Source organism: Burkholderia sp. LMG 13014 (assembly GCF_905232215.1).
In the GTDB taxonomy this organism is placed as follows: Bacteria; Pseudomonadota; Gammaproteobacteria; order Burkholderiales; family Burkholderiaceae; genus Burkholderia.
In genome coordinates this window covers 1-5,833 of sequence record NZ_CAJNKE010000389.1, presented here as the reverse complement: position 1 = coordinate 5,833, position 5,833 = coordinate 1, and the positions used below count along the sequence as shown (strand labels likewise).

At 65.7% G+C, this 5,833-nt stretch carries 6 protein-coding genes; 2 read left to right on the top strand and 4 right to left on the bottom strand.

Features of this window, described 5'->3' with window-relative positions:
- Positions 1 to 1,047 carry a GDP-mannose 4,6-dehydratase gene (gmd, locus tag JYJ84_RS26790; protein ID WP_122949239.1) on the top strand — a complete coding sequence of 349 codons (1,047 nt, stop codon included), beginning with the start codon at positions 1 to 3 and terminating at the stop codon, positions 1,045 to 1,047.
- Positions 1,034 to 2,005: an NAD-dependent epimerase/dehydratase family protein gene (locus JYJ84_RS26785; protein WP_175222909.1), complete on the top strand. Its 972-nt coding sequence runs from the start codon at positions 1,034 to 1,036 to the stop codon at positions 2,003 to 2,005. Before gmd ends, JYJ84_RS26785 begins: the two co-directional genes overlap by 14 nt.
- Before the next feature lie 109 nt (positions 2,006 to 2,114).
- Here JYJ84_RS26785 and JYJ84_RS26780 read toward each other — a convergent pair whose 3' ends face one another.
- The 4 genes from JYJ84_RS26780 to JYJ84_RS26765 form a co-directional block, all read right to left on the bottom strand.
- Positions 2,115 to 3,305: an O-succinylhomoserine sulfhydrylase gene (locus tag JYJ84_RS26780; RefSeq protein ID WP_089427934.1), complete on the bottom strand. Its 1,191-nt coding sequence runs from the start codon at positions 3,303 to 3,305 to the stop codon at positions 2,115 to 2,117.
- Between the two features lie 245 nt (positions 3,306 to 3,550).
- Complete coding sequence (gene purF / locus JYJ84_RS26775) at positions 3,551 to 5,083, bottom strand: amidophosphoribosyltransferase (protein WP_175222908.1); 1,533 nt, start codon at positions 5,081 to 5,083, stop codon at positions 3,551 to 3,553.
- A gap of 51 nt (positions 5,084 to 5,134) precedes the next feature.
- Positions 5,135 to 5,629, bottom strand: a complete 495-nt coding sequence (locus JYJ84_RS26770; RefSeq protein WP_122949235.1) for a CvpA family protein — start codon at positions 5,627 to 5,629, stop codon at positions 5,135 to 5,137.
- Positions 5,630 to 5,635: 6 nt separating this feature from the next.
- Positions 5,636 to 5,833: SPOR domain-containing protein (locus JYJ84_RS26765; protein WP_205189663.1), on the bottom strand; the 198-nt coding region annotated here is incomplete at its 5' end.

The following is a 5,833-nucleotide window of genomic DNA, read 5'->3' as shown; positions in this document are numbered from 1 at the left end:
ATGAGCCAAACTCGCAAGAAGGCCATCATTACCGGGATTTCGGGGCAGGACGGCGCCTACCTGACCAAGCTGCTGCTCGACAAGGGCTACGAGGTCACCGGCACCTACCGCCGCACCAGCTCGGTGAATTTCTGGCGTATCGCCGAGCTCGGCGTCGACACGCACCCGAATCTCACGCTCGTCGAGCACGACCTGACCGACGCCGGTTCGAGCCTGCGCCTGCTCGAGCGCGTGCAGCCGGACGAGCTGTACAACCTGGCCGCGCAGAGCTTCGTCGGCGTGTCGTTCGACCAGCCGGCGACGACCGCCGAAGTGACCGGCATCGGCCCGTTGAACCTGCTCGAGGCGATCCGTGTCGTAAGCCCGAAGACGCGCTTCTACCAGGCCTCGACCTCCGAAATGTTCGGCAAGGTGCAGTCGATTCCGCAGACGGAAGCGACCTCGTTCTATCCGCGCAGCCCGTATGGCGTCGCGAAGCTGTACGCGCACTGGATGACGGTGAACTACCGCGAGTCGTACGGCCTGTTCGGCAGTAGCGGCATCCTGTTCAACCACGAATCGCCGCTGCGCGGCCGCGAGTTCGTCACGCGCAAGATCACCGACACCATCGCGAAGATCAAGCTCGGCAAGGCGACCCGCCTCGAGCTCGGCAACCTCGACGCGAAGCGCGACTGGGGCTTCGCGCTCGAATACGTCGAAGGCATGTGGCGCATGCTGCAGGCCAACGAACCCGACACCTACGTGCTCGCGACCAACCGTACCGAGACCGTGCGCGATTTCGTGCGGATGGCGTTCGCGGCGGCCGGCTACCAGATCGAATGGACCGGCAAGGGCGAGCAGGAGCGCGGCCTCGACGCATCGAACGGCAACGTGCTCGTGGAAGTGAACCCGAAGTTCTACCGCCCTGCCGAGGTCGACCTGCTGATCGGCTGCGCCGACAAGGCGAAAAGCAAACTCGGCTGGGAACCGAAGACGACGCTCGAACAACTTTGCCAGATGATGGTCGAAGCCGATTTGACGCGGAATCAACACCATGACACGTTCTGAAGCCGGACGCCCGTCGCGCCGTGCGTTCGTCACGGGCCTGACGGGCTTCACGGGCCGCTACATGGCCGAGCGCCTGCAGGCGGCCGGCTATGACGTCTGGGGCACGGTCGCGCCTGGCGTGGCGCAGCCCGACGATCCGGCCTTCGCGCACTGCACGCTGCTGCCGGTCGATCTGCTCGACGCCGAGGCCATGCGCGCGGCCGCCGCCGACGCCCGGCCCGATGCGGTCGTGCATCTCGCCGCGCGCGCGCATGTCGCGCAGGACGAGCCGTCGCCAACCTACGCGGTCAACATCGTCGGCACGCGCAACCTGCTCGCCGCGCTTGCGGGCCTCGACCGCCGCCCGTCGGCCGTGCTGCTCGCCAGCAGCGCGAACATCTACGGCAATTCGACGGCGGGCGTGCTCGACGAAACCGTCGCGCCCGCCCCGGCGAACGACTACGCGGTCAGCAAGCTCGCGATGGAATACGCGGCGAAGCTGTGGGCCGACCGGCTGCCGATCGTGATCGCGCGGCCGTTCAACTACACGGGCGTCGGCCAGAGCGATGCGTACCTGCTGCCGAAGCTCGTCGCGCACTACGCGCGCAACGCACCGCGGATCTCGCTCGGCAATCTCGACGTGAGCCGCGATTTCTCCGACGTGCGCGACGTGACTGCCGCGTACCTGAAGCTGGTCGAAGCCGCGCCGGCCGGCGAGACGTTCAACGTCTGCTCGGAGCGCGCGTATTCGCTGAAGGAGGTGCTGGCGATGCTGTCGCGCATCGCCGGCTACGTGATCGACGTGACGATCGATCCGCGTTTCGTGCGGCACAACGAGGTGAAGAGCCTGAGCGGGTCGCGCGACAAGCTGCGGCGCGCGGTGGGCGAGCTGCCCGTCACGCCGCTCGATGAAACGCTGCGATGGATGGTGGAGGCGATGCGCAACGACGCACACGCGGGCGAGCATCGCGCCGGGTAAGCCGGGCGATTTGCCTCCACACCAAAACAAAGGGCCGTTCGCGCAAGCGAACGGCCCTTTGTCCATGTATCACGTCAAATCACGTCACGACATGCGTGACGTGCCGCGCTCAGCCTTCGAGGCCGCGTGCGAGATCCTTGCGCAGGTCGCCCGCATCCTCCAGGCCGACCGACAGGCGGATCAACCCTTCGCTGATCCCCGCTGCCGCACGCGCTTCCGGCGTGATGCGGCCGTGCGTGGTCGTCGCGGGATGGGTGATCGTCGTGCGCGTATCGCCGAGGTTGCCGGTGATCGAGATCAGCTTCGTGTTGTCGATCACGCGCCACGCGTTCGCACGCTGCTGTTCGGGCGTGTCGCCCTTCAGCTCGAACGACAGGATCGCCCCGCCCGCCTTCTGCTGACGCTTCGCGAGTTCGTGCTGCGGGTGCGACTCGAGGCCCGGATGAAACACGCGCGCGACGGCCGGATGCGAATCGAGCCAGCGCGCGATCTCCAGCGCGTTCGCCGATTGCTTCTCGACGCGCAGCGACAGCGTCTCCATCCCCTTCAGCAGCACCCACGCGTTGAACGCCGACAGCGTCGGGCCCGCGCTGCGCACGAACGGGAACACCTTGCCCATGATGAATTCCTTCGAGCCGACCAGCGCGCCGCCGAGCACGCGGCCCTGGCCGTCGAGGAACTTGGTGGCCGAGTGCATCACGACATCCGCGCCGAGCTTCAGCGGCTGCTGCAGCACCGGGCTGCAGAAACAGTTGTCGACGACGAACAGCGCATTCGATGCCTTCGCGATCTTGCCGATCGCCTCGATGTCGGCAAGCTCGGTCAGCGGGTTCGACGGCGTCTCGAGGAAGAACATCTTCGTTTCCGGCCGCACCGCTTCCTGCCATGCGTTCAGGTCGGTCGGGTCGACGAAGGTCGTCGTGATCCCGAACTTGCTGAAGATCTGCGAGAACATCCCGAGCGTCGAGCCGAACAGGCTGCGCGAGCTGACGAGGTGGTCGCCGGCCTGCAGCGCGGCCATCACGACCGACATGATCGCGGCCATCCCCGACGCCGTCGCGATGCATGCCTCGCCGCCCTCGAGCGCCGCGAGACGCTCCTGGAACATGGTGACGGTCGGGTTCGTGAAGCGCGAATAGGTGAAGTAGTCTTCCGAGTTCGCGAAGCGCTCGGCCGCGTCGGCCGCGCTCTGGAAGCAAAAGCTCGACGTAAGGAACAGCGCTTCCGAGTGCTCGTTGAAGTCGCTGCGCAGCGTGCCCGCGCGCACGGCAAGCGTGTCGAAGTTGAGGGAGTCGTCCATGTTCCGTTTTCCGTATTCGATGGCCGCGCGGATGGCGCGAACCCAGTCAAAACCAGGCCAAAACAAAAAGCCCGCTATGCGTCGGCATCAGCGGGCTTCGGTGCGGTACGACAGCGATCGACTCGGGCCGGTTGCCACCGGCCTTCGCTTTAGCTGTTTTGGGAAGTCGCCCCGCGTCCGCAAGCTGATATCAAATCGACGCAAGGCCACATCCTATCACGCCTCGTCAGAAGCGTGTGCCGGTGTCACTCGACCGACAGCTGCAGGTTCATCTGCGAGCGTTCGGTGTCGCCAGCCGTATCGCGATCGGCCTGCGATGCCGGCGTGAGACGCGCGCGCTCGATCGCATCGAGATACTCGGGCGTCACGTCGCCGGTGATGTAATTGCCGTCGAAGCACGACGCCTCGAAGCCTTCGAGCTTCGGGTTGATGTCGCGCACCGCGCGGCGCAGGTCGTCGACGTCCTGGTAGATCAGGTGATCGGCGCCGATGATCTTCGCGACTTCTTCATCGGTGCGGCCATGCGCGACGAGCTCGCCACGCGTCGGCATGTCGATGCCATACACGTTCGGGAACTTCACGGGCGGCGCAGCCGACGCGAAGATCACCGACTTCGCGCCTGCATCGCGCGCCATCTGCACGATTTCATGCGAGGTCGTGCCACGCACGATCGAATCGTCGACGATCAGCACGTGCTTGTCCTTGAACTCGATGCTCATCGCATTGAGCTTCTGGCGCACCGACTTCTTGCGCACGGCCTGCCCCGGCATGATGAAGGTACGGCCCACGTAGCGGTTCTTGAAGAAGCCTTCGCGATACTCGACGCCGAGCTTCGCGGCGACCTGCATCGCAGCCGGGCGCGACGAATCGGGAATCGGCATCACGACGTCGATCGGCACGTTCGGCAGCTCGCGCTTGATCTTCTCGGCGAGATAGTCGCCCATGCGCAGGCGCACGTTGTAGACCGGCACACCGTCGAGGCACGAATCCGGACGCGCGAGGTACACGTATTCGAACATGCACGGGTTCAGCGTCGGCTGCTCCGCGCACTGCTGGCTGTGGAAGTTGCCGGCCGGGTCGATGAAGATCGCTTCGCCCGGCTGCACGTCGCGGACGAATTCGAAACCGATGCCTTCGACGGCCACCGACTCCGAAGCAACCATCCACTCGGTGCCGTGTTCGGTTTCGAGCTTGCCGATGCACAGCGGGCGGATGCCGAACGGATCGCGGAACGCGAGCAGGCCGTAGCCGGCGATCAGCGACACGATCGCGTACGAGCCCTGCAGGCGGCGATGCACGCCCGCGACGGCCTTGAACACCGACGCCGGATCGAGCTCGAGGCCCGTGGTCGACAGTTGCAGCTCGTGCGCGAACACGTTGAGCAGCACTTCGCTGTCGGAATTGGTGTTGAGATGCCGGCGGTCGATCCGGAACATCTCGTCCTTCAGTTGCTGCCAGTTCGTCAGGTTGCCGTTGTGCGCGAGGATGATCCCGAACGGCGCGTTCACGTAGAACGGTTGCGCCTCGGCTTCGCTCGACGCCGAGCCGGCGGTCGGGTAGCGCACCTGGCCGATGCCGTAGGTACCGGGCAGGCTGCGCATGTTGCGCGTGCGGAACACGTCGCGCACCATGCCGTTCGCCTTGTACATGTGGAAATTGCTGCCGTCCGCCGTCGCGATGCCCGCCGCGTCCTGACCGCGATGCTGCAGCAGCAGCAGGCTGTCATAGATCAGCTGGTTGACCGGGGATTGGGAGATAACGCCTACGATGCCGCACATGGCATGTCCTTCAGAATGACAAAATCGGTTCCGTCCTGCCCGGCCGCGTCGTCACACGCGTACGTACTGGGCCATGCCGTCGGGCAGGAGCTGCTTCAGCTCGTGCACGCCCTGCTCGGCGAAAGGACGCAATAGCGCATTGCGCCAGAAATCCTGTTTGGGCAGCTCGGTCAGCCCGGCCGCCGCGACCAGCAGCACCACCAGCACGCAGCCGCGGACGAGCCCGAACATCATGCCCAGCGAGCGGTCGACGCCGCCCAGGCCACTCGCCTGCGCGATCCGCGACAGCAGCGCGTTCGCAACACCGGCGACCAGCACCACGCCGATCACGATCAACGCGAAAGCGATCACCCACTGCGTCAGCGCGCCACCCGGCCAGTTCGCCGGGATATATGGCACGACCAGTCCGACGTAGCGGCCCGCGATCACGATCGCCGCGATCCAGCCGATCAGCCCGAAAATCTCGGACACGAAGCCGCGCCACGCACCGCGCAACGCAGACAACACGATCACCGCCAATACAGCGTAGTCGAAAGCCGTCAGCATCGTGCGTTACTGCGTCAGCCCGGCTTCGCGCACCTTCGCGATCGCGGCGGAAGCCGCCGCGCGATCCGCGAACGGTCCCGCACGCAACAGTGTAGCCGTGCTGCCGTCCGCCTGCTTGCGATGCTCGACATATGCGGGCACGCCCGCCGATTTCAACTTGGTGGCCCACGAACGGGCCGTCGCGTCGTCCTTGAACGACCCGAG

Coding starts and splice junctions, on each gene's coding strand:
- purF (WP_175222908.1), bottom strand. CDS start 5,083: ATGTGCGGCATCGTAGGCGTTATCTCCCAATCCCCGGTCAACCAGCTG.
- JYJ84_RS26785 (WP_175222909.1), top strand. CDS start 1,034: ATGACACGTTCTGAAGCCGGACGCCCGTCGCGCCGTGCGTTCGTCACG.
- gmd (WP_122949239.1), top strand. CDS start 1: ATGAGCCAAACTCGCAAGAAGGCCATCATTACCGGGATTTCGGGGCAG.
- JYJ84_RS26770 (WP_122949235.1), bottom strand. CDS start 5,629: ATGCTGACGGCTTTCGACTACGCTGTATTGGCGGTGATCGTGTTGTCT.
- JYJ84_RS26780 (WP_089427934.1), bottom strand. CDS start 3,305: ATGGACGACTCCCTCAACTTCGACACGCTTGCCGTGCGCGCGGGCACG.